Source organism: Desulfosarcina widdelii, from assembly GCF_009688965.1.
GTDB classification, from domain to species: Bacteria; Desulfobacterota; Desulfobacteria; order Desulfobacterales; family Desulfosarcinaceae; genus Desulfosarcina; species Desulfosarcina widdelii.
This window is the reverse complement of the sequence record NZ_AP021875.1, coordinates 6,799,091-6,820,292: the sequence shown is the minus strand read 5'-3', so window position 1 is coordinate 6,820,292 and position 21,202 is coordinate 6,799,091. Positions and strand designations below refer to the sequence as shown.

Genomic DNA, 21,202 nt, shown 5'->3' with positions numbered 1-21,202 from the left:
TCTCCTGTTTCCGTTTTATCTATTTCTCATGGGCATTCAATTTCGAGAGAGTTGTTAGCGGACGGTCAATGGACCGTAGTCGCCACATTGACACCCAGTTGGTAAACCAGTTCACCGCCGAGATAGGCCGTCACGAAAAGGCCGATGATACCGAGCAGGCCTGGAATTTCGGCCAACCAGCCGCGTTTACCGTTGAGGGAATACCCGAACCGGGATGCCAGCCATCGCAACATTGCATGCAGACCGAAAATGCATAAAGTACTGATGGCAGCGGTTTCATGGATTTCCAACGGTCCTGCGTCGAAACCGGCTGCAACGGCATGGTCCAATGCGATATCGCCGAAAATTGCGGCCACGACGGCAAACGCGGTGCCTGCCAGAAGGCTGTAAAACGCAGCCATCGGCCAGGCCTGCCGGACGCTCAGATCGCCGCCGCGCAGCAGGATTCCTACGGAGAGGAGTTCTGCACTGATCCATAGAACAATGGGAAAATGCACCAGCATGGGATGAATTTCAGTAATTGGTATCATGGACGACCTCCTTAGTGCTATTTCTGCTACTTTGGCTCGGTTTGATACAGCCGGCACGGTAGAGAATGAAGAGCATTTCGATCTGGTTCAGGATCGCGGAGAGCAGAATGTTTTTCTCTTTTGAAAGGGCAGCAGCCGGAAAAATCATCACGGTCAGCAGGTCGAGGTTCTGCTGGCGGGGTCCGATGGTCTGCAACCCCTCGATCCGGACGCCATTCAGAATTGCCCGGTTGCCCATGGTGGCCGAGGTAGGCGTAGTCCCGGGATGTTGAACGGCGTGTTCGTTAACGGTCTGGCCACTGTTGCGGTCGATCATACGGACAACCAGCCAGGGAGCCGCGGCAATGGTCATCGCCTTTAAGGCCAGCTTGTCGACCAGCGCCCGGAATTCTTTTTTGCTCTGCGGATAGAAGGCGACGCCACAAAGCGCCGACTCGATTTCCTGGATCTCCACGTTAACCCTTCCGATGTACCGGAAGGCCTCCGCCAGCCGCGATATCAGCCTCGATTTTTCGTATACCGCCCGTTCTGCCGTCTGCCTGAAAGAATTGAGGCGATTGATCATACGAATCATGACCAGGAAGGAAACGCCGAACAGGACAAGAATCATGATCGTTTCGAGAACTTCTTCTTCAATGATGAATCTGTCGGTGATCGCAATTCCATGCCGGATCAACAACGGCGTGGTGCTCACACACAACAGCAGAACCAGCAGGATCGAGAAGTAAAAACCGATAAGATAGTTGGGTTTCCAGACGCTTTCCATATCGCTGCCTGCCTTTTTTATAATTGACGGTTTTGCTGTTACCTGAAGTAGGCGTTTAGCCTTTTGAGAGGACAGACCGCTTATAAGATTTTGAAATCAGAACCTTCCTCTATTTTTCGAAAAGGCGAAACGCCTGCTTTAGGTGCTAAAGATGCGCGCCGCCATGCGTCGAATGCGGCGTCAGGTGATGGTGGACCATTTCCAGAAACTGTTCGTGGTGCCGACCGTGCAGGTTGAAGTGCTGATACACCAGGGTTTTTGTCCAATCGGTTAAAAACGCCCAGACGACCGAATAGCCCCAGATCAATGCAATCTCACGCCAGTGAATGGGTGTGATCAGACCAAAGCCATAAGCCGCCAGCAAGGTGCCGATCAGTTTGGTGGCCAGTGCCGACCAGACCATTACCGGCGCCGGATATGGTTTTTTCAAAAAGAAGCCTTTACTGCGGGCCACGAAAAGGGTCAGGTGGCCGGAAACGGCCATCTTCAGGAAAATGTAGGTCTGCACCTGCGGAATGCTCAGATGCAGCAGGTCGAGGGCGATGTAGAGCATCAGGAAGCTGCCGGCCACACCGGTCAACCCCATGACCGCCGATACGGCAATGATGCGGTGCATGTTCCAGCGAACGGGCCCGGGTTCCAGTCCGGTACGATCATAGGCAATGGTCATGATCGGGACATCGTTGAGAAACGCCAGCAGGATGATCATGATGGCCGTGATCGGATAGAAGTTGAAGACAATCATCGCCAGGACGACAAAAATCATGATGCGGATGGTCTCGGTAATGCGGTAGACGGCATAGCTGTTCATGCGTTCGAAGATCCGGCGCGCCTCCTCAACGGCTCGCACCAGCACCGAGAGGCCCGGCGCGGTCAGGACCAGATCGGCCGCCGCTCTGGCGGCATCGGTGGCTCCGCTGACGGCGACGCCCACATCGGCCTGTTTGAGTGCCGGCGCATCGTTGACACCGTCACCGGTCATTCCGACGATATGGCCCTTGTCCTGGAGCGCCTTGACGATGCCGTGCTTGTGCTCGGGGAACACCTGGGCGAAGCCGTCGGCCGCTTCGATGCGGGCGGTCAGTTCCCCGTCCACCGAACGGTCTTCACCCAACAGACGATCGGCATCCTGGATGGCCTGCCCCAAGCCCAATTTGCCTGCCATTTCACGGGCAATGGCCAGGTTGTCTCCTGTCACCATCTTGACCGCGATACCGTGCGCTTTCGCCTGGGCAATGGTTTCCGCCGAATCCTCACGCGGTGGATCGAACAGCGGCAGGATGCCCAGAAACTCCCACGGGCCATCGGACGCACGGGTGCGGGCCACCCCTATCGTGCGCTGCCCCTTTGCGGCCAGGTCATCGATAACCGCCTGTACTTTCCGACGGCGCTGCGAATCGAGCCCGGCCATGTCCATGATCACCTGGGGGGCGCCCTTGGCTGCCTTGAATGTGTGGCCGTCGCTGGCATGGACCGTCGCTTCGGTGCGTTTGCCCACCGGGTCGAAGGGTGTAAACGAAAGAATGTCGTAACTTTCCAGCGCACCGGGGTTGTCCAGGGTGCCGATTACGGCGGAATCGATACTGTCGTTGTTTTCGGCCTTGGAGGCCAGGGCCGCCGTCAGCATGACGGTTTCCGCGTCTGCAGTATCGAAGGTCATCACATCCCCGACGGTGAGCCGGTTCTGCGTAAGCGTTCCGGTTTTGTCCGAACACAGCACGTCCATACCCGCCATCTCCTCAACGGATTCGAGGCGGGAGACGATGGCCTTCATTTTGGACAACGCCATGGCCCCGACCGCCATGGTTACGGAAAGCACCGCCGGCATGGCCACCGGGATCGATGCGACGGTGAGAATCAGCGCAAACTGAAGCAGTTCGGTAAAGCTGGAACCGCGAAACAATTGCACGAGCACCAGAACCGCAACCAGCCCGAGACTGAGATAAATCAAATAGTCGCCGATCTGCAGAACGGCTTTCTGGAAATGGGACGGCTTGCCGGCCCCGGCCACCAATTTGGCCGTGCGCCCGAAATAGGTCTGGGCACCGGTCGTGACCACCAGGGCCACCATCTCTCCCTGCCTGGCGATGGAACCCGAGTAGACGCTGTCTCCCTTCTCCTTACCGGCGGGCAGGGATTCGCCGGTGAGCGCGGACTGATCCACGCTCAGGTAGTCGCCGTCGATGAGCTTGGCATCGGCGGGTATGATGTCGCCCGCCCGCAAGCGGATGATATCACCGGGAACCAACTCGCGCGCATCGGTTGGCTTCCAGGCGCCACCTCGCCGCACGCGGCTTTTCAGCGCCAGTTTGTTTTTGAGAGCGGCGACGGCATTACCAGCCTGGTGCTCCTGCCAGAAACCGACCGCGGCATTGAAAACCAGCAGGGTGACGATGATGCCGAAGTCGACCCAATGGTGTACAACCAGCGAAAGGATCCCCGCCGCTTCGATCATCCATGGAATCGGCCCCCAGAAAAAACCGAGGAATTTGACCAGTGCACTGGTCGTCTTCTCGCTGATTTCATTGGCACCGAACTGCTCCATGCGTCGGCGGGCCTCATCGGCGGACAGGCCCTGGTCGGAGGTATCCAATTGCTGCATCAGTTTCTCGATAGGCGTCTTTTGGGCGTCTTTGATCGATATTGGGTTCACGTCCATGATCATGTTCCTTTCCATTTCACTTCTCGGGTTGATCGCAGCGCTGCCGAGCGAACAAAGACTCCGCCTGACGCCTGCCGTCCATCCCTTAATCGATAAATTGCGACAATTTGCTGTGGCAATTTTTCAATTGAACAATCAGCCGATCATAATGGTGAATGTTGCGCAGCGCCCGGATGATCAGGTAGCTGCCCAGAACAATCAGGGCGGCCAGCATGATGCCCAAAGGGACGATCAGCGGCAGGACGTGCAGCACGTCGTAGTAGCGGGATGTGGCAATCAGCAGGCCAAGCACCGACAGCGGCAGGGCAAACACGGCGATGCCGGTGCGCATGGCCGCCAGAGAGGTTCGTTTTTCCGCCAGGATCAACTGTGCCTCGTTGATGATGATGGCATCCGAATCCCCTTTGTGCTCGGTGCAGGTAGCGTTCTCAGCCGTTTCCCCAAGAAGTTTTTTAATTACGGTCATGACGGGTCTCCTTAACGAACCAGCATCAAGCTTGCCGGCAGTCGGCGAATGATGGCATCGTTGGTCTTTCCGAAGAGAAAATGTTCCAGACGGCCCTCCCGGTGGGCCAACATCAGGATAAGATCGACCCCTTCCTTCTCTACCGCCTGGGAAATGGCTTCCACCGGATCACCATCCTTGACCCATTCGTTGATCACCATGCCTTCGGCTTTTTCGAGCCGGATGATCCGATCCAGTTCCTCGCGGGCCTTGGCAACCATGGCCTTGTACTCCTCGTCCAGGGAGGGCACCGGAAGATTCCATCCGTTGACGTTGAAGGGATCGTGGATGATGTGCAGGACATGCAGTTGCGCCCCGAATTTTCTGGCCAGGGCGACTCCGGTTCGCAGCACCTTGACACATTTTTTGGTAGAACGGCTGACGACGAGAATGTTATTGAATGTTTCCATGGGAACCTCCTTTTGTTTAGGCACACCGTTTCGTTCAGTGCGCCGTGTTTTCGGTAACCGTGTCGACGATACGTTCGAATTCCATGGCCTTGCTCAAAAAATGATCCGCACCCAGGTCCAGACATGCCTTCCGGTAACGCAAATCATCGAGGGTGGTCATCATGATGATCTTCATTTCCGGATACGCCGCCTTGAACCGTTTGAGCAGCGCGATCCCGTTTTGATCGGGCAAATGGATATCGAGAATGACCGTATCGGGTCGGGTTTGCTCGACCGTCTCGATGGCCTCGCGACCGCTTCCGGCCTCTCCGACGACGCGAATCAGCGGGGATTCATGCAAAAGTGCGGCAATCCGTTTTCGCATCGTGTAAGAGTCGTCGACAATCAGTACCTGTTTCATTGGCTTGCTCCTTGTTCTCGTTACACCAATAATAAAAACAGGAGGTCTGCACGGAAATCGGCGATCATCTGATCTTGATGTAGGCGTGGGGCGGGAGAAGGTGTCGGTGTTTGTCCGACAAGGGGGATGCGTATGGAAAAACCACCGACCCGCTTAGCGGGTGGTTGGATCAAGCCCTATTTCACAGACCGCTCCAACGACCGGTGATTCCTTTAATCAATTGACGGTGCGAAGCGATCTCCTCATTCAATGTTGGGCGTTCGATGTTCGACGTTCTGAATAACAATTACCGATCGAAAGTCTCTCCGGACCGGTCAGAACCGTTTCGGGTCGCTCGGGCATCGCCCGAGGGTTAGTTTGCTGCTTTTTATCGGTATCGTTCATTACTCCACCAGGCCGTTCTGAACGGCGTAGTGAATCAGCTCGGCATTGTTCTCCAGATGCATTTTCTCGAGGATGCGGGCACGGTAGGTGGAAACGGTCTTGACGCTTAACGCCAGAGACTCGGCAACCTGGGAGACGGTTTTTCCGGAGCCGATCAGGCACAGCACCTGGTATTCGCGGTCGGAAAGGGTTTCATGGGGCAGCCTGCTGGCGTCTTCATCCAGGGCGAAGGCGATCTTTTCCGCAAGGGATGGGCTGATGTACTTGCCGCCGCGGTGCACTTTGCGGATGGCTCGGATCAACTCCTCGTCGGCGCTTGCCTTGGTCAGATAGCCGGACGCACCGGCCTTGATGATTCTCAGGGCGTACTGGGATTCCGGATGGATGGTGAGGATAACCACCGGCAGGTGGGGTTTTTCAATCTTCAGCTGTTTGAGAACGTCCAGCCCGTCCATCCCGGGCATCGAAAGGTCCAGCAGGACGACGTTATAATCATGATGACGAACCAGATTCAGCAGTTCGACACCGTTGGACGCCTCGCCGACAACGGCAATGTCGGCCTCTTCGGTGATGATTTGTTTCAATCCAGCGCGTACGATCGGGTGGTCATCTGCGATAACGACGTTGATCATCAATTGACTCCTTTTTGATCGATATTCTCCAGGGGAAGAAGGATGGTGACACGAGTCCCCTGTCCGGTGCGTCCCTTGAAAACAACCTGTCCGCCCAGGGGGTAGAGGCGCTCTCGGATGCCGAGCAACCCGAAAGCGTGCGGTGAATTGATCTCCTCCTCGGTGATGCCGCGGCCGTTGTCCTCAACCTGTAATCGAAGTTCACCCTCCTGCTTCTCCAGGCGAACGATCACTTCCTTGGCCTCGGCATGGCGAATGATATTGGTCAACAGTTCCTGGAAAATTCGAAACAGGGCCGTGGCCTGGTTCTTGGTCAGTTCCGGTTCGTAGCCGTCGTGAACCAATCGGCAGTCGATTCCAGTGCGATTACGAAACGTATCGGCCTGCCATTCGATGGCTGCGGCCAATCCAAAATCGTCCAGAATCCCCGGTCGCAATTCGGCTATGACAGCGTGCAGGCTTTTCATGGCTTCACCGAGTGACTGAAACATGGCAGCCAGTTTCTCATCCACTACACTGTCGACCGTCGGAAGATGTTTTCTCATCCAGGCGAGATCCATTTTCAGGATGGTCAACGACTGCCCCAACTGATCGTGGATCTCGCGGGCGATGCGGATGCGATCCTGTTCACGCACATCGTTCTGGTATGCGCTCAACCGGCGAAGTTGTTCTCGGGATTGCTTCAAGGAAGCTTTGGCCTGTTCCTCGCGTTCGATCCGCATCTGCAGGGTTTGGGCCATTTCGTCGAATACACCGGCCAGATGATTGATTTCGTCGCGCATGCCGATCCGGCCAATGCGTGCCCGAAAGTCACCTGCCGTCAGTTGGCGGCTGGCATGGATGATGGCACCGATCCGGCGAAGGATGAATTTTTCCGCGGCCCACCAGATGGCCAGAACGGCCATGAGCGCCGAAACAGTCAGCAGAATCAGATTGCGCACAAAAATTCGGTTGGATGTCGCCAGGGCCACCGACTGGCCAACCTTTAGGACGACATAGACCCGGCCCTGTTGAAAAGCGCTCTCCAACCGGGCGAAGGAATAAATCCACGTCTTATTGTTCTCATCGTCGGCGGTGAGCACTCCCGATGGTTGACTCTCGATCCGCTTTTGCAATGCCGGATCAAGCGGCTGGGCAGCGGCCCAGTTGGCCGTGTCCACCTCATAACGCAACATGACCTGATTTTCGTTGGCAAGGATCAGCCGGGAACCTGCCGGCAGTTCCTCCAGTTGGTCGAGAAAACCTCGATTCATCCAGTTGAGGTCCAGGGCGGCAAAAACCACGGCCACGGCATCCCCGCTGCTGTCAGGAATAGACCGCGCAAAATAAATCACCGGCTCGCCATTGATGCGTTCGCCGTGATAGGACCCCATCACCAGACCCTGTCGCTTGAGACTCGAAGAAAGCCATTTTCGGCCTGCATAATCGCTCTCCATCCGGTCAGGGTGGCTTCCGGCAATCAGGCTGCCGGCAGGGTTGACGATGCCAAGAGCCTTGTACCCGTCGGCAGAATTCATCAGGTGGGACAGGAATGGCGAGAGTCGTTCGGTTTCCCCATTCACGGCAGTAAAGGTCGCGGCCACGGCAGCCGTCAAATCACGGATGGCCTGCATTTGCAGGTTTTCCGTCTCGGCCGCCATCTGGGCCATCAGCTTGGTTTTATGCAGGATGGCGTCTTTTTCAATCGCTTTTTGCTCTTCGGTAACATAGAAAATGATCATCGTCACCGGGATGAAGGATAGTAAAACCAACGGGTACAATCGTGTTTTCAGACTGACACCGGTAAATTGTTTCATGACATCCCTGTTTTGTGACTATGGCGACGGGCAGGCGATCCTGTTTCGGTTTCGTCACCTTCTATACAGCCAAATCCATCCCCGTTGCAACCAATGCGTTGGATTTCATGGACTTATAAGTCACTTTGGAAAAGCACTGGCGATTCTTTGCAGGCCGATGGCATTGCTGAAAGTAGCATTTATGAATTCCGATTTATCTGCATCCGGCAATCCTATTGGATTACCTATAAATAAAACACCCTTTCGATCAAAGATTTCCTTTTGAAAACCGATAATGATGGAACCTTCACGGAAAAAATCGTACACCTAACAAAAATCTAATATTTCGGAAATAGTATCCTAATTCAATAGCGCGGTAAGCCCATACACGGGTACCGCAGGCAATTCAATGCTGCGAGGCACTGTTGCGGGACAACACGATGGAAAAACGAATTTTCTTTTTGACTGGACAAGCAAGGCAATCGAGGCGGTCTCTTGCGAAAAACAGGGACAACCTCAACCGTTCTGCTTATGCAATTGTCAAACTATATCAGGCAGGATCGCTGCCGGATGTCAACACGCATCAGGGGTGGCCCCTGATGTGGAAGGATCTGAACAAAATTTTGCGAAACCGGTGCCCGGGTTTTTCCGATCTGGAATACGGAATCGCCCTGAACATGGGATTTGACCATCCAAAAGAGGACCCCTCGCCGTAAATGACCGCCCAGAAAAGTTCCTTCCCGTGCGGTGGAAATGAAGAAACAAAATTGCCGGGGTGGATAAACACGACGGAAAAGCGCGCAAACCAAACCCTTCCATGAAAAGCCCACATATAGAGGGGTTGCGAAAAAACACGAACCCCTTGATTCTTCTTCGGTGGAGCCGAGGTCGATCCAACACAAGTCCCACCTCTTGAAATCTAATCTCTTATTGACTTAATTATTTTCAAGACCCCAAAGTTATCCCTTAATTTTTTATCCTCCTAACATCACCAAAAACCGGCCAAAAGGCCATTCTAAAGCTCACCGCGGATCAGCCGATACAATCGGTATTGAGGGGGCTTTGCCCCCCCCAATTGCTCAGAGCCGTTTCAATTGACCGACTCGGCATCATGAATTGAAGCGGGAGTTTTTCTTTTTATTAGCTGATTAACGGCACAAATTCGCTGTCAGAACATTACGCAAATGATGTGCGGTTGAGCATATAGTTTACAAGGAGTGAGCCGTTGAGAAAATTCGCTGAATTTGCCTTGCCGGCATTCCTGGTTGTCGCACTTTTCGGTATTACCGTTTTCTTTTTCATTCTTCCAAGGATGGAAACGGCCATCCTGACCAGCAGGCAATCTTCCGTTCGTGAACTGGTTCGCTCCATCGAATATCTGCTGAACACCTATCAAAAGGATGTCGACAATGGTCTGCTCGATCTGGCCGAGGCACAAAATCGTGCGCTGCGGAGAATCCGATCATTCAGGTACGGGATCGACATGGAAAACTATTTTTGGGTCAGCGATTTGAAGGGTCGCTTTCACATGCATCCCATCCGGCTGGATCTGGTCGGCCGCGATCTCGATACGATCAAAGACACTCAGGCCCGGCAATTTCTTCAGGAAAGCATCGAAATCGCCACTCGCCAGAAAAGCGGTTTCATCGAATACATGTGGAAAAACCAGCCGAATGAAACCCAAATGCATTCAAAACTTGCCTATATCTCTTTATTCGAACCATGGGGATGGGTCATCGGCTCCGGCCTTGTTTACGGCGATGTTAGAAATGAAATTGCCGCATTGACGCGTGATCTCACATTTGTAGGCATCGGCGTCCTATTGTTCTCGGTGCTTCTCAGCGGCTATCTGACCTGGCGCGGAATACTCGTCAGGAAGGAACAAAAAAAAACCGAAAGAGCGTTGCAGAAAAGTGAAATGCGTTTTCGCAATCTGTTCATGATGGCGCCGGTCCCCATGATTCTCGTCGATCAGGAATTCGGAATTATCGAAGTGAACGAACAATTTGTGCAGATTGTCGGTTATACCCGCGATGAATTGTCGACCAGGGGAAAATGGTGGGAACTGGCCTACCCGGATCCAACCTATAGACAATCCATAATAAGCGCTTGGCAGACCACAGTTCATAACACACTGAAAAATACCACGATCATGGAACCTTTTGAAAACAACGTAGCCTGTAAAGATGGGAAAACGAGAACCATGCTGGCCGGGGCAAGGGCAATTGAGAAGAGTATCCTTATCAGTTTTCTCGATATTACCGACCGTAAACAGGAGGAATCTGCCAGACACAAAAACCTGGAGCTTCTCAAAACCACTTTTAATGCCACCCCCGATGGCATGGTGGCGCTAACCGAAAAAGGCCAGATCATCCATGCCAACAAGAAATTTTACAAGATGTGGAAAATTCCCGAATCACTTCATCAACATACCAATATTATGCATTATATTGACTTCGCAAAAAATCAATTAAAAAAGCCGGAACTTCTACAGGATAAATTTGATGCCCTCTATGAAAACAACACTAAAGGAGATTTTTCGGAAATTCTGTTTGAGGATGGCAGGATCTTCGAGCGCTATTTCTCTCCAATCGTTCTCAACGATGAGGAACTAGGCAGCGTATGGTATTTCAGGGACATTACCGAGCGTAAAAAGATCGAAGCCGAGCGGCAGGAGCTTCAGGAGCAATTTCTCCAATCACAAAAACTTGAGGCCGTTGGGATTCTAGCCGGCGGAGTGGCCCACGATTTTAACAATATGCTTGGCGCCATCATCGGATATGCAGAAATGGGATTGGAAAAAGATGATTTGTCCGATACGATGCATAAATATTTCAGCCGCATCCTCGACGCTGGTCAGCGTTCCGCCCGTCTCACCCGTCAGTTACTGGCATTCGCCCGCAAGCAGACCGTGTCGCCGATAGTTTTGGATATGAATACCTCGGTAGCCGGCATGCTTAAGATGCTGCATCGGCTGATCGGTGAGAATATCGAACTGGTCTGGCAACCGGCAGAAAAACCGTGCACGGTAAAAATGGATCCTGGTCAACTTGACCAAATCCTGGCCAATTTATGCGTCAATGCCAAGGACGCGATCTCCGGGATGGGCGAAATCACGATCACAACAGGCTTCACCTCTTTCGATGAGGCATCCTGCAAGTCTTATCTCGACTGTGCCCCCGGTGACTATGTCCAGTTAACGGTTAGCGATAATGGCTGCGGCATGGATAGGGAAACGGCAACACGAATTTTTGAGCCATTCTTTACCACCAAAGGTCTGGGCCGGGGAACAGGTCTGGGTCTTTCCACCATTTACGGCATCGTTAAGCAAAACAATGGGTTTATCAAACTCTACAGCGAACCGGATACCGGATCGGCCTTCAAAATCTTTGTCCCGTATCATGCCGGCGGCGCCGTGGAAGAAATTGCCCGGACCGATGCAGATATACCTAAAAGCCGCGGGGAAACCATTCTCATGGTGGAAGATGATCCCGTTCTTCAGGAAATATGTGAAATCATGCTCCGCGACTTGGGGTACACCATTCTATCCGCATCGGCACCCAGTGAAGCGATCGAACTTGCCGAGGAAAACCGTGATCGCATCCAACTCTTCATTACCGATGTGATCATGCCAGAAATGAACGGGCCGGAACTGGCAAACCAACTGATCGCCATCGTTCCTGGGATAAAGCATCTCTACATGTCCGGCTACACGGCCAACATTATTGCCAGCCAGGGCATCCTCGACGACAATGTCAACTTTATCCAGAAACCGTTCTCGCTAAGGGGAATGGCATTAAAAATCAGAGAAATCCTTGACGACCTAACATAATCAGGCCGAACCGTCCAGAGGAAGCCGGGCCGCCAATCGGCGGCCCGGCGGCAAAAAGGATAGGAGACACAAGGTGGTCCGGTTCAGTGACGCCGTGTTGCAATCCAATATACATGCTGAACCTTGCCGGGGGATGATCTCAACATTACCGGATTGTCATGTTGAGGGCACCGTCAGGTCAACATCCTGAAATATATCAGTGCGGCAACTACCATAACCAGGCAAGGTACAACCAGACGAGGATAGACTTGCTCCAGGGAGGTTTCAAAATATTCATTGGACAGAAGCAGGCATACGTGCAGAGGCGAGAAGAGGACTCCCACGAAACCGCTTACCAGGCCCAGAACTAAATAAGGCAATACTGCTGTATTGGCTGACGAGGCCTGGATCAGGGAGATCAGGATAGGAAACGTCGTTCCAACAAATGCGATGGTTATCCCCGAAACGATGCCAACCAGCATGGGAAGCGCTACTGCCACGACCACCAATGGGATACCCCATCTTAAAAGGTCAGTGCTCACAGCGACCACTGCCTGGCTGTCTTCCAGAATTCCCTTGAAAATCAGAATTGAGGCGACCATATAAACCAGGCTCCCCAATTTACGGTTTAGAAGGATCTTCCGGCGTGTGGTTGCCGAAACGCCGTTCGTGTGCCAAACCAGCAGTATTGCCAGCACCAAAGCGATGATGAGTCCGGCTTCCTTGGCAATGTTTCCAAACATGTTTAGATGAGAAAGACCGGCTCCAATTGCAACGCCAAGCACAATAACCATCCAGATGGGCGTCAATTCGACAAAAAAGGGCCATGATGAACGATTGACGATGGATTTGGCATTCAAAGGCTTTCGGCTGGAAAAGGAAAGTTTGCCTCTTAAGGGCCAATAACCAACGATGACAGCCACAATGGTCATGGGAAGGGACTTCAGTACCAGAGACCAGAGGTTGAGACCGCTAATTGCGGTGATCAAAAGGATTCCAGGATAAAGTGGCCACCAATACTCCCAGATATGACGAAACCAATAGTTGACATAGCTGAGGTCAGCAGCGTTCAATTGCCCACGGTTTCCTAAATTTTTCACCATGGGCGCTGAAAAAATGGCGCCCCCAGGCATAGGCAGCAGCCCTATCAAAGCTGGGAAAACGATAATGCTGATCGCCTGGATACGAATCAATCCCTGAAAACGGTCCAATAAGCGCTGCATTTGCCCGGCGGCCTCCAGGCTATGGCTGAGGACGAGGATTAGGCTGACCACCACGGCCAGGCTGAGCGTTTTTGGATGGGAGAGCGCTACAGCAACTGATCGAAAAATCGACAAAGGCGTCATTCCGAAAAGAATCCCAAGAACAAAGGCCCCCAGGCTGAAACAATGCCCCAGCGCCATTTTGCGATGGATACTCACAAGAATAACGGCGAATACGATAAGAATGCGGATAAAGGCGGGGATGGTGGTTAGAAAATTCATGGGAATAGATGTTAAACTGCTGCTAACAATTCGTCGAGGCCGGCGCCGCTTCGCTCTGAAATTATATTTTCTTCATCGTGCTATTTTCGTCCCATAGTGGATACTGGTAAAACCGAACGCGGGTTCCAATGATAACCCTTTTGAAGCGTTCCACCCGACCTTAAATGAATCATTTGGACGACAGAAATACAAAAGGCCCTGATTTTTCAGGGCCCTTTAAACTTAGTATAACCAAGTTGGATTGTAATTTGGTGGAGCTGAGGGGGATCGAACCCCTGACCTCATGACTGCCAGACTATGCCTTTGAGCTTCCAAAACTCCTATATTCATTATAACTTGTAGAAATAACATATAATACATTTTTCACATTTTTGTTGATTTTATTAGATTTCACACATTTTATACCGTTTTTCACACACAGATTCTCACACAGAAAATAAGAATTTTATGTTTAGAAAAAGAAGTATATTTATTCAGTAATTTCCGGATAGGAAATTGCATGTAACCATCCGAAAATATTTTGTAATGATGTAATTTTTTCTTGACAACACAAGGGCAATATGCGGCGCGATTTTGTATAACTCATTATTACAGGAGGTTATACATGCCGCGCTCGTTTTTCCCATATAAAAAGCCCAGTTCCATATCTTTTTGCGATTTTATCAACCCTGCTTGTAATGCCATGAATACGATGCCCGAACTTCAATCCAGAGGAAATCGACCCTTGAAAATGTCTTTCGAGGAACAGTTGCGGGCATTGGTTTTTTTTCATCTGGAAGAACACACATCGGCACAACACCTTTTGCAAACTCTCAAAGAAGACGACTTTGCCAGAGAACATATCGCTCCTGAAGATGGCATTGAAAAAAGCAGTTTCTCCGAGGCAATAAATACACGTGGGCTCGAACAGTTTCTGCACGTCTTTGAAAACCTTCAGCAGCAGGCTTCCCATTTATTGCCTGAAGCCCATAAGGATCTTGGCCAGTTAGTCGGTATTGACGGATCCCTAATTGACGGTACCTTGTCCATGCTTTGGGCCGATTACCGAAAGGCATCCAAAAAGGCAAAAGTTCATGTCGGCTTTGACCTGAATCGATCCATTCCCAGAAAAGTTCATCTTACCGAAGGCAACGGTGCGGAAAGACCTTTTGTCTCCCAGATTCTTTCGAAAGGCCAGACCGGCGTTCTGGATCGTGGTTATCAGTGCCACGAACTGTTCGACCAACTGCAAGAAAACGATCAGTTGTTTATTTGCCGAATCAAAGCCAGTACGAAAAAAAAGATCGTTTCCCAACACGCGATACCTGCAGACACCATCGTATTCTTCGATGCCATGGTTCTTTTGGGTACTGCCGGTATCAACCAGAGCCAACACCCATTACGGTTGGTGGGCTATGAAGTCGATTGTGTCAAATATTGGATTGCCACCAACCGTTACGATTTATCGGCGGAGCAAATCGCTCAGGCGTACAAATTGCGCTGGAACATTGAGAACTTTTTTGCCTGGTGGAAAAGACACCTGAAGGTTTACCACCTGATTGCCCGTAGCTCTTATGGCCTGCTGGTTCAAATCCTTTCAGGTCTGATCACGTATCTGTTGTTGGCCATATACTGTCACAACCATTTTAAGGAAAAGGTGTCCATCCGTCGGGTGAGGCAGTTGCGCACTCAGATTGAAAATGAATTACGCTGCTGGCCTATGGCTGACGACAATCAACAATTTGAAAAAGAACCAAATTTACAGAATGTTAGTGCAATAACTTAACCGGAATTTACTGATATTTATTATAATTTTTGTGAGACTTCATTTTTACCTGAATACATAGCATGGGGAATTGCCACCTTTACACCCTACCCCACCACCACGACAATTTAGCCCTTTCTCCGTTGTAAATAGCCCTTTAAACGCCCACAGAGCCTATTTTTAGGGATAAGGCAGACAATCTCCTACCACACAAAACCCATCCCATCAATCGAATCCCCACACCCCTGTATCCAATGCTAATATGCATTATTGCATCATGGTAACGGCTCATACAACAGTCGCACTTGCAATCCTCAGTATGACAACCCTTACCATATAGTCCACCTATCGATCAGGGCAAAGATAATTATTGGTGATGGGCTACCACTTTATCAGCTCGTTTACAAATGGCAATTAGTGTATATTTTTTATTATTACTATAGAATACCAGTAAGTTGTTTTAACCTATCCATAAGAAGATGCCGATGAGCAATGCCTGTCCCACCTCCGATCTTTTCATTCCCGATCCAGACATTGGGAACTTGGCTGAATCTATCCGGTCACTATATGTTGCAATTCTAAATCGTGCTATTAAAGATATTTTTAAGCCTACCTATAGTGACCATGAAATTTACAGAAACCAAGCCCTATATTGGATAGCGGTAGACGATTTAGAGAGCATCACTAGCTTTGTCAATATCTGTAACCACTTAGACATTGATGTGGATAACTTTCGTAACATTCTTAATGTCGAATTGGGTAGGATAGAGCGTGGCCTACCCCATCGTATAAAATTTAGTGTGGGCAATCACACCACCATCAAAGAACCTTCAAGCTGATTTCTGATTTGTTCCGCTGTTATGAACACCATCCCCAAAATAGTAATCTTGGCAGTCCTGACATATCCCTGAAATGCTGTATTCAAGCTCTGATCGGGGTGTTCTAAATGATTTGGCAGGGTTACCACAGATTTTGCAGCGTTGCTGAGATTTTGCGGTTGCGGTTCTCGCTATTACATCGCTTTCTGACAATACACTGATTAGCTCTTGAACTCTGCTCATGGTCAAATCTAGATAGTAACTATTATTTGTTAGGCATAAATACAATCCATCAGAAATCGGCTTGAGCATCAAGCAAATTTTGGTTTTGCACTTGGAATATTACGATAAACAACCAATATTGACTAAATATTACACTTTTGATATTTGGGAATTACTTCCCTTTTTAGGATAGATTACTCTATGTCCATTATTGCAGAGTGGCACTTTATTGTTAGGGGCTGATTAAATTTTCAGATAGTAGGGTTTGGAAACTGTCTTACTGGGGTTTGCGGATTGATCTACATTTGATTGCCAAAGTTAACTAATTGACAACACACTTGATTGGTGAGTTCAGTAAAAATTTAAACTGCCATTTACATCATAGCTGAAGCTAATACCATGACACTAACGAAACACGCTGCTGCAAAAAAGATTGAATCTGGACTAAGATTCAACAGACAAAAAGCCATTGAAACCGTTGAATCCCTGCTTGAACTCATCAAATCAACTTTGGAATCTGGTGAGGATGTGTTGATAAGTGGATTTGGCAAGTTTTGTGTCAAGGATAAAAAAGAGCGTAGAGGTCGTAATCCCGCTACAGGTGAGGATGCAATCCTTCCAGCCAGACGGGTGGTGACTTTCAAGAGTTCAGGAAAGTTACGAGATAAAATAAATGGAAGGTAATAAACGCCAACACCCACGAAAAGCAGCTTTTATCATAGCGGAATACACCACCAATAAGGGAACATTCAAAGACGTACTGAAAAATATTGGTGCCGATGGCTTATTTGTTAGGACTTGGAGAAAATTCGAATACGGAACTCCAATCGTCCTTAAATTTCCGCTGTTTAGTTTTGACCAAATTATTCAGGCATCAGGAAAAGTCATTCGTAATGAACATAATGGATTTGCGGTATCATTCGATAAGCGCATCAACGGATTAGTCTGTAAAGAAGGGCATCTACCAGAAATTGTCCATGAGAGTAATCGAATTTCATTAAAATAATTTTGTTGGCATAGTTGCATATCAGCATGGATGCACCTGCTGGTTTGGATAAGTCTACTACGGAAAAGGTGCAAGCATACGATAAATGAATTCCTCCCGATATCTGCAACACGCCTTGACGTTTAAATCAAAATGACTAATGTTTTAATCTAATATGTTTATCCCCTCACTATTTACCACATGAATAAAATCAATTAAAGAGGAACAAAAAGTGGCACAAAAAGTGGCACAAAAGAAACTGGTGGAGCATAATGCCCTGCTCCAAGCTGTTGAAATGGGCATGAGAAAAGAAGCAATAAAGGAAAAATTCAATTTCAAGAGTCTGCAAGAACTCAAAGTGGCATATTACGATGCTTTGGTTGCATTGGATAAAATCAAGGATGTGAAGAAAGGTCGCAAACCAAAAAAGGTTGATAACAAGGTCAGTATCAATAGCAAAGGCAGTATTGTAATCCCCAAGAAGTTGATTGATGAACTGGATTTAGGGGACATGGATACCTTTAGAGTTGTTAAGGGTGATACTGGCTTGATTCTTGAGACGGTGAAAAAACCGCCAAAGACGATCTTGCGAAAAAGAAATGGTCATTCCTTGGAGAGAAATTGTTCGCAAGCTTCTATGCTGCCTAATTGATGCAGTATCTGTCTAACTTTACAAGTAATTCTCCCAACTGAATGTGAAAATGCTCACGCTATTGTGGGTCTATTCGTAGACATCAGACCTGTTGCGGATCACAGCAGGGATGGTTCGGCACCTTGAAGCTGGTGATGAACTTGTCCTAAAAGAGAAAAAGACTGGCAAACATCGAAGGATCACCCTGAATAAGGCAGTCATAGCTTCAATACAGGCACTTCTTAAAAGTCGTGACTATGATGATGGTGATCACCTATTCCTTGGACAGCGTGGATGCCTTACTGTGTCTTCAGTGAATAGGCTTGTTAAGACATGGTGCGCTGAGATAAATTTGAAGGGGAACTATGGCTCTCATTCATTGCGGAAGACGTTTGGATTTCACCAGCGGACAACTTATGGAGTGGGGATTGCGGAGTTGATGTGTACGTTCAACCACAGTAGCCAAAAGCAGACCTTAAACTATCTTTGTATACAAGATGAAGAAATCAGAAATATCTACATGAATGAATTATAGCAAATGGTTGCGGAAAAATGATATCGATGCCTAACCAATATCATAGCTCTGTAGTTCTCTCATTGAAAAGGAACCGAAATGTCCAACTTACCTAATTACGATGTCATTATTTGGATAAATTACAATCCATTTGGTAAAAAACTTGAGGAAGACATCCTATCTTCAATTGATATTGAACCGTATGAGCGAAGTGAATATGATGGTGTTTTAGATATTCATTGGGGTTTTAAATCGTTGGATGATGCTATGAAATTTTCATTTAATTTGAAAGAGTTTTTAAAAAATCCAAATTTGATTCTTCTGAAAGCCAGCGATATAAATAATCCTAACGCATCAATTGTTTACAAGGATGAAAGATAACGATTTGATTGTCATGAGTTTGCCGTTCAATATCATGGAATAACAAATGAACAGATTCAAGACGGAACAAATTAGAAAGCGGTATGAAGCTCGGAAAGGACTCTCGCCTGAAGACATTGAGATTTTTGATAAGCAGGACTCGGAACTCAATAAAATTTGTGAATTAGCCCGTAAAATCCATATCGAAAGGTTTCCAGAAGAATATGATTTCATGTTGGACAGCATTTCCGATTCTAATGTAAAATCAATGGGTAAAAATCCCATGAACAGGGAATATGTTGAAAGAATCAAGGCAAAACGAACAGCTTTAGGTGTCAGTCAGCTATCGCAATCGGGATTGCCAACATCAAGCGATACAATGGATTTCTGTATTGAAGAAGCTAAGATGATGATTTCGACAGCAGAGTGATTCTGACAGCGGATTCGTAAAATTTGATGTAAGTTGGTGGGAACGGAATATATTCCGCTCAATTTCAGGAGAGATAAGAGTATATAAATAGTATATACCTTTAAAATTCAAACTAATACATTGTTTGGCATAAATGGAAAAAGGCAGAGTCGAAGTATGCATTCACAAGCAAATAGGCTATATCAATTCTGACAAACCTTGAAATTTCTTGTGTTAGCGTAATAAAATTACATCAATGTACTCAAAGCAATCTAAGTTATCTTACCATTACCATTCATATGGACACGGTGGAAGCCTATCACACGAAGAATCATGACTTCCAATCCAAACCCATCTATTATCCTGTTTTATCATGGTTACCAATACCCTACAGCTACTTGACAATTCTTCATTTAGGCTAATCCATTTTGATAAATAAAATGCATTAGCGACATCACCAACTATATTTATAGCCAAAGGTTTCAGCTTAATAGTGGTAGGTACTGATCGGTTAATTAATGTATAGTATTCTGATCGTGTTTGATCTTTTCTGGATGGATCAGGGTTCTCGCAAAGCCATACAATCATTTGATCGTGATGCCTTGATAATGCACCATCTATGTCACCATTTTTTACAGAATCCCAAAATCCTTCTATTGATGCCCATACTTCCTTTTGTTCAGGTGTCCATTCGTCTCCAAATGCTTGGATGTCCGTAAAATAAAAAATGATCCCTATGAGTAAAGAAATGACAATTTTCAGAATGGAGCTTTTTTGTAATTTCACGATTTCCTCCTTTCTGATTTCAAATTTAGTCAATAATGGTTGGATATTTTAGATTGCAAATTCCTGACTATATAGACTATTTTAGGGTTTATCAGAATTTGTGAAGGCAGGATCAAAATCGACCCTGCCTTTTACGTTGCCTATGGCTTTATCATTTCGGCTGAGTCCGCTGCCTGAAAATATTTCGTAGCTTTCCCATCCTTGATAGTCCACACATGTGTGGCATTGGCATTGAATTCTTTACCAGTAGGCTTGTAGACTCCCTGATATTGCCCAACCATCACCACTTTATCACCACTTCCAAAAAGTTCCCTGATGTCAATGTGGAAACCTTCAACTTTTTCGGGGATTTTTGCAAAGACATTTTGGACAATGGAACTAAATCCAATGAAAACACCATCTCCTTCAATGTATGGTAATCCTTGAGAAGCATTCCATTCTATTTCTGGATCAAAGAGGGCTGATACACCTTCTAAATCCCCTTTTGCAAATAGCTGATATCCTTGCTTTACCATTTCAACGTTATCCATAGGATTCCCTTCCAATATTTTAGGTATTTTCTCTATAATTACTTTTATATATGGATTATATCGTGAGAATCATCATTACTCCCGAAAGGAAAATCCCTTCAGGAGTGATATATGCACAATTTGAGAATCGTCCCCATATGATGTCCCGCAGGTAAGGGTAAATCCAAAATGAAGACGTACTCCAGATCAATATGAGATGGACGAGTCAGCCAGCAGCTTGAAATTTAAAGAAGAACCTAATTACAGTATAGAAATGAATCAAAATAATGGCATCAACGCTACACATGGCAGGAACTGATAAAAATTTAGATCGATAATGAGTATATGTCAAGACGATTCAGTTCAGGAATAAAGATGCATACCACATTGTAGTATTTTAATCCTATTCAAGTCAGATAATAAAGCGAAGAAATATCCTTACTTTCAGAACACAGTTTCTGAAGCACCGATTATTTCTTACTTTCGAAAGCACACTCTCAATAGCCAAATCATCAAATCCACACCGCTCAACTAATCTACAGCAACCAATCGAACCCTTTTTCCCTTTTTGGTTTCCAGATCGACAATGTGTATTTCTTCGAATGGCTGAAAGTCAAAAATATCTTTGTTTTCAGCCTGTTCCATTTTTTTAATCATTTCCTGTTTGTCAATCTTCCCATTTAGGAATTCGCTGAAGATAAGGCTATATCGGCATTTTCTCATTTTGTATTGTTCGTATTCATCTGGATCATCTAAAGGATGCAGTTCAGTTCCCCGCTGTTCAATACGTTTCTCCATATCGGTTGGGATATAGGACTCATCGACCTCATATAGGTCTTCGTAAATTAGATAATCGTTCAAGGAA

23 protein-coding genes and 1 pseudogene are annotated in these 21,202 nt (G+C 47.8%); 10 read left to right on the top strand and 14 right to left on the bottom strand.

The window, feature by feature from the left end; genetic code table 11:
* Window positions 1-65: 65 nt before the first annotated feature.
* The 9 genes from GN111_RS31155 to GN111_RS31115 all read right to left on the bottom strand — a co-directional run bounded on the left by GN111_RS31155 (window position 66) and on the right by GN111_RS31115 (window position 8,391).
* Window positions 66-530, bottom strand: coding sequence for a DUF2231 domain-containing protein (locus GN111_RS31155; protein WP_155307487.1), 465 nt, complete (start codon window positions 528-530; stop codon window positions 66-68).
* A complete protein-coding gene (locus tag GN111_RS31150; RefSeq protein ID WP_155307486.1) occupies window positions 514-1,296 on the bottom strand; it encodes a hypothetical protein in 783 nt (260 codons plus the stop codon). The genes GN111_RS31155 and GN111_RS31150 overlap by 17 nt, the downstream gene beginning before the upstream one ends.
* Window positions 1,297-1,441: 145 nt before the next feature.
* Window positions 1,442-3,955, bottom strand: a complete 2,514-nt coding sequence (locus GN111_RS31145) for a plasma-membrane proton-efflux P-type ATPase (protein ID WP_155307485.1) — start codon at window positions 3,953-3,955, stop codon at window positions 1,442-1,444.
* 88 nt (window positions 3,956-4,043) lie between these two features.
* Window positions 4,044-4,424, bottom strand: coding sequence for a hypothetical protein (locus tag GN111_RS31140; RefSeq protein ID WP_231715609.1), 381 nt, complete (start codon window positions 4,422-4,424; stop codon window positions 4,044-4,046).
* A gap of 11 nt (window positions 4,425-4,435) precedes the next feature.
* On the bottom strand, window positions 4,436-4,873 hold the full coding sequence (locus GN111_RS31135) for a universal stress protein (protein WP_155307484.1): 438 nt from the start codon (window positions 4,871-4,873) through the stop codon (window positions 4,436-4,438).
* 34 nt (window positions 4,874-4,907) lie between these two features.
* Complete coding sequence (locus GN111_RS31130; protein ID WP_155307483.1) at window positions 4,908-5,273, bottom strand: response regulator; 366 nt, start codon at window positions 5,271-5,273, stop codon at window positions 4,908-4,910.
* Between the two features lie 383 nt (window positions 5,274-5,656).
* The gene (locus tag GN111_RS31125; protein WP_155307482.1) at window positions 5,657-6,289 is read right to left on the bottom strand and encodes a response regulator; all 633 of its coding nucleotides are present in this window, start codon (window positions 6,287-6,289) and stop codon (window positions 5,657-5,659) included.
* On the bottom strand, window positions 6,289-8,085 hold the full coding sequence (locus GN111_RS31120) for a sensor histidine kinase (RefSeq protein ID WP_155307481.1): 1,797 nt from the start codon (window positions 8,083-8,085) through the stop codon (window positions 6,289-6,291). Before GN111_RS31120 ends, GN111_RS31125 begins: the two co-directional genes overlap by 1 nt.
* A gap of 120 nt (window positions 8,086-8,205) precedes the next feature.
* Complete coding sequence (locus GN111_RS31115; protein ID WP_155307480.1) at window positions 8,206-8,391, bottom strand: hypothetical protein; 186 nt, start codon at window positions 8,389-8,391, stop codon at window positions 8,206-8,208.
* 113 nt (window positions 8,392-8,504) lie between these two features.
* Here GN111_RS31115 and GN111_RS31110 point away from each other — a divergent pair, with 113 nt between their 5' ends.
* Window positions 8,505-8,780 (top strand): hypothetical protein, encoded by a 276-nt coding sequence (locus tag GN111_RS31110; RefSeq protein WP_155307479.1) that lies wholly within the window; start codon window positions 8,505-8,507, stop codon window positions 8,778-8,780.
* 460 nt (window positions 8,781-9,240) lie between these two features.
* On the opposite strand, the gene GN111_RS34070 is transcribed toward GN111_RS31110, so the two are convergent.
* Window positions 9,241-9,435: a hypothetical protein gene (locus GN111_RS34070; RefSeq protein WP_231715833.1), complete on the bottom strand. Its 195-nt coding sequence runs from the start codon at window positions 9,433-9,435 to the stop codon at window positions 9,241-9,243.
* Between GN111_RS34070 and GN111_RS31105 the strand changes: the two genes are divergently transcribed.
* Window positions 9,377-11,896: a cache domain-containing protein gene (locus tag GN111_RS31105; protein ID WP_231715822.1), complete on the top strand. Its 2,520-nt coding sequence runs from the start codon at window positions 9,377-9,379 to the stop codon at window positions 11,894-11,896. The genes GN111_RS34070 and GN111_RS31105 overlap by 59 nt on opposite strands.
* A 173-nt stretch (window positions 11,897-12,069) precedes the next feature.
* On the opposite strand, the gene GN111_RS31100 is transcribed toward GN111_RS31105, so the two are convergent.
* On the bottom strand, window positions 12,070-13,359 hold the full coding sequence (locus GN111_RS31100) for a DUF401 family protein (RefSeq protein WP_155307477.1): 1,290 nt from the start codon (window positions 13,357-13,359) through the stop codon (window positions 12,070-12,072).
* Between the two features lie 604 nt (window positions 13,360-13,963).
* On the opposite strand from GN111_RS31100, the pseudogene GN111_RS31095 reads away from it, so the two are divergent.
* The 8 genes and pseudogenes from GN111_RS31095 to GN111_RS31060 form a co-directional block, all read left to right on the top strand.
* Window positions 13,964-15,043: pseudogene (locus tag GN111_RS31095) on the top strand (IS4 family transposase); the annotation flags it as partial.
* Window positions 15,044-15,588: 545 nt separating this feature from the next.
* Window positions 15,589-15,942 carry a hypothetical protein gene (locus GN111_RS31090; RefSeq protein WP_155307475.1) on the top strand — a complete coding sequence of 118 codons (354 nt, stop codon included), beginning with the start codon at window positions 15,589-15,591 and terminating at the stop codon, window positions 15,940-15,942.
* A gap of 600 nt (window positions 15,943-16,542) precedes the next feature.
* Window positions 16,543-16,827 (top strand): integration host factor subunit alpha, encoded by a 285-nt coding sequence (locus tag GN111_RS31085; protein ID WP_155307474.1) that lies wholly within the window; start codon window positions 16,543-16,545, stop codon window positions 16,825-16,827.
* Window positions 16,817-17,149 carry a PilZ domain-containing protein gene (locus GN111_RS31080; protein WP_155307473.1) on the top strand — a complete coding sequence of 111 codons (333 nt, stop codon included), beginning with the start codon at window positions 16,817-16,819 and terminating at the stop codon, window positions 17,147-17,149. The genes GN111_RS31085 and GN111_RS31080 overlap by 11 nt, the downstream gene beginning before the upstream one ends.
* Window positions 17,150-17,360: 211 nt before the next feature.
* A complete protein-coding gene (locus tag GN111_RS31075; RefSeq protein ID WP_155307472.1) occupies window positions 17,361-17,780 on the top strand; it encodes an AbrB/MazE/SpoVT family DNA-binding domain-containing protein in 420 nt (139 codons plus the stop codon).
* Between the two features lie 109 nt (window positions 17,781-17,889).
* The gene (locus tag GN111_RS31070) at window positions 17,890-18,294 is read left to right on the top strand and encodes a tyrosine-type recombinase/integrase (RefSeq protein ID WP_155307471.1); all 405 of its coding nucleotides are present in this window, start codon (window positions 17,890-17,892) and stop codon (window positions 18,292-18,294) included.
* A 78-nt stretch (window positions 18,295-18,372) separates the two neighbouring features.
* Window positions 18,373-18,654 carry a hypothetical protein gene (locus tag GN111_RS31065; RefSeq protein WP_155307470.1) on the top strand — a complete coding sequence of 94 codons (282 nt, stop codon included), beginning with the start codon at window positions 18,373-18,375 and terminating at the stop codon, window positions 18,652-18,654.
* A gap of 46 nt (window positions 18,655-18,700) precedes the next feature.
* Window positions 18,701-19,063, top strand: a complete 363-nt coding sequence (locus GN111_RS31060; RefSeq protein WP_155307469.1) for a hypothetical protein — start codon at window positions 18,701-18,703, stop codon at window positions 19,061-19,063.
* 267 nt (window positions 19,064-19,330) lie between these two features.
* On the opposite strand, the gene GN111_RS31055 is transcribed toward GN111_RS31060, so the two are convergent.
* The 3 genes from GN111_RS31055 to GN111_RS31045 form a co-directional block, all read right to left on the bottom strand.
* Complete coding sequence (locus tag GN111_RS31055) at window positions 19,331-19,828, bottom strand: nuclear transport factor 2 family protein (RefSeq protein ID WP_170302544.1); 498 nt, start codon at window positions 19,826-19,828, stop codon at window positions 19,331-19,333.
* A 140-nt stretch (window positions 19,829-19,968) separates the two neighbouring features.
* Window positions 19,969-20,358 carry a nuclear transport factor 2 family protein gene (locus GN111_RS31050; protein WP_155307467.1) on the bottom strand — a complete coding sequence of 130 codons (390 nt, stop codon included), beginning with the start codon at window positions 20,356-20,358 and terminating at the stop codon, window positions 19,969-19,971.
* Between the two features lie 510 nt (window positions 20,359-20,868).
* The gene (locus GN111_RS31045) at window positions 20,869-21,198 is read right to left on the bottom strand and encodes a hypothetical protein (RefSeq protein WP_155307466.1); all 330 of its coding nucleotides are present in this window, start codon (window positions 21,196-21,198) and stop codon (window positions 20,869-20,871) included.
* Between the last annotated feature and the right edge of the window lie 4 nt (window positions 21,199-21,202).

Excerpts from the sequence above, each read along its gene's own strand:
- GN111_RS31060 (WP_155307469.1), top strand. The coding sequence starts at position 18,701 with ATGAACAGATTCAAGACGGAACAAATTAGAAAGCGGTATGAAGCTCGG.
- GN111_RS31145 (WP_155307485.1), bottom strand. The coding sequence starts at position 3,955 with ATGGACGTGAACCCAATATCGATCAAAGACGCCCAAAAGACGCCTATC.
- GN111_RS31080 (WP_155307473.1), top strand. The coding sequence starts at position 16,817 with ATGGAAGGTAATAAACGCCAACACCCACGAAAAGCAGCTTTTATCATA.
- GN111_RS31135 (WP_155307484.1), bottom strand. The coding sequence starts at position 4,873 with ATGGAAACATTCAATAACATTCTCGTCGTCAGCCGTTCTACCAAAAAA.
- GN111_RS31090 (WP_155307475.1), top strand. The coding sequence starts at position 15,589 with ATGAGCAATGCCTGTCCCACCTCCGATCTTTTCATTCCCGATCCAGAC.
- GN111_RS31155 (WP_155307487.1), bottom strand. The coding sequence starts at position 530 with ATGATACCAATTACTGAAATTCATCCCATGCTGGTGCATTTTCCCATT.
- GN111_RS31105 (WP_231715822.1), top strand. The coding sequence starts at position 9,377 with ATGGAAACGGCCATCCTGACCAGCAGGCAATCTTCCGTTCGTGAACTG.
- GN111_RS31140 (WP_231715609.1), bottom strand. The coding sequence starts at position 4,424 with ATGACCGTAATTAAAAAACTTCTTGGGGAAACGGCTGAGAACGCTACC.
- GN111_RS31110 (WP_155307479.1), top strand. The coding sequence starts at position 8,505 with ATGGAAAAACGAATTTTCTTTTTGACTGGACAAGCAAGGCAATCGAGG.
- GN111_RS31130 (WP_155307483.1), bottom strand. The coding sequence starts at position 5,273 with ATGAAACAGGTACTGATTGTCGACGACTCTTACACGATGCGAAAACGG.
- GN111_RS31100 (WP_155307477.1), bottom strand. The coding sequence starts at position 13,359 with ATGAATTTTCTAACCACCATCCCCGCCTTTATCCGCATTCTTATCGTA.
- GN111_RS31125 (WP_155307482.1), bottom strand. The coding sequence starts at position 6,289 with ATGATCAACGTCGTTATCGCAGATGACCACCCGATCGTACGCGCTGGA.
- GN111_RS31085 (WP_155307474.1), top strand. The coding sequence starts at position 16,543 with ATGACACTAACGAAACACGCTGCTGCAAAAAAGATTGAATCTGGACTA.
- GN111_RS31050 (WP_155307467.1), bottom strand. The coding sequence starts at position 20,358 with ATGGATAACGTTGAAATGGTAAAGCAAGGATATCAGCTATTTGCAAAA.
- GN111_RS31065 (WP_155307470.1), top strand. The coding sequence starts at position 18,373 with ATGTCCAACTTACCTAATTACGATGTCATTATTTGGATAAATTACAAT.
- GN111_RS31120 (WP_155307481.1), bottom strand. The coding sequence starts at position 8,085 with ATGAAACAATTTACCGGTGTCAGTCTGAAAACACGATTGTACCCGTTG.
- GN111_RS31070 (WP_155307471.1), top strand. The coding sequence starts at position 17,890 with ATGGTTCGGCACCTTGAAGCTGGTGATGAACTTGTCCTAAAAGAGAAA.
- GN111_RS31150 (WP_155307486.1), bottom strand. The coding sequence starts at position 1,296 with ATGGAAAGCGTCTGGAAACCCAACTATCTTATCGGTTTTTACTTCTCG.
- GN111_RS34070 (WP_231715833.1), bottom strand. The coding sequence starts at position 9,435 with ATGGAGCGAACCAGTTCACGAACGGAAGATTGCCTGCTGGTCAGGATG.